The organism is Phaeocystidibacter marisrubri (assembly GCF_008933165.1).
Lineage (GTDB): Bacteria > Bacteroidota > Bacteroidia > Flavobacteriales > Schleiferiaceae > Phaeocystidibacter > Phaeocystidibacter marisrubri.
Genome location: NZ_WBVQ01000009.1, coordinates 1 through 961, shown reverse-complemented (window position 1 = coordinate 961; position 961 = coordinate 1). Strand labels below are relative to the sequence as shown.

The following is a 961-nucleotide window of genomic DNA, read 5'->3' as shown; positions in this document are numbered from 1 at the left end:
TCCGAGCTCGATCGGAAATGCTCCTCAAATTGTAGAGCGTCCATATATCGATTTTCAAGCTCAACGTGAGCTCTTTGAACTGTGGATAGAGCAATACAACGCAAAAGCCAACGCGCTCAGGAAGCAAAGGCGAGAGGAGGGAGAGGCAATTGACATTCCTGAATGCCAAACGATCAAGCAATCTCAGAAGCAGTTCATGTTTGAAGTTCTCCGCCAGGTTATAGATCAAGTGGTAAGCGACTCTAAACTACTACGGTCAATTGGCGGCCACATTCTTCGACCAGACGAACCTTTCAGACTTTATACGAACAACGTGAAACTATCAAAGCGACTAGGTAACTCAACAAGAGCAGTCCGATATCAGGTTGAGAGAGCCTTTGTAACAGGCTTTCTCATTGGAAAGGCTTACCATGGTACTAAGTGCGATTATGAGCTTCAAATCAACCCCCGATTCCTTCTGTTTTTCGACCTGAAGAATCCTGATCAATTGCCGTCCACTTCATTGCTAGGCACAACGAGAGAATGGGGGTTCCCCCCTCATTTGCGGAAAAAGTTGCCACTATCCCAGAAAGAGAGAACAGAAAGAACATCTACTAACAAACTAACCTCAAAGCGGACGGATGAGCGCGAGGAGTTAGTAGGTTCCAAGCCATCAAAAGAAAGCTCATCCGAATCCTTATCCAGAGAGAACCCTAGAAAGAACACAGAGAAACGTGTCAAAACTTTGGATGATCGTCGCAAAGAAATTTGCCCTCACCCGGCTTTATTTGACCCTTCGCCTTCGAAAGAACATCAAACCAGGGGGGCGCGGCCAAAACTAGAGGCTGAAATCAGGCCACTCGTGCTGAATTTCCTCTGGAGCGCACATAGCAAACTATGGGAAGGTCGCTTGATATATGAAGCCGAATACCGAAAAACCTTCGAACACATCGTCGAGCACTATTTCCAAAATGTCACAACG

At 46.3% G+C, this 961-nt stretch carries 1 protein-coding gene; it reads left to right on the top strand.

The genetic code is table 11. The features are described 5' to 3' along the window. Positions 1 to 313: 313 nt before the first annotated feature. Positions 314 to 961 (top strand): hypothetical protein (locus F8C82_RS14930; protein WP_223279620.1); only part of this gene is annotated, 648 nt, incomplete at its 3' end.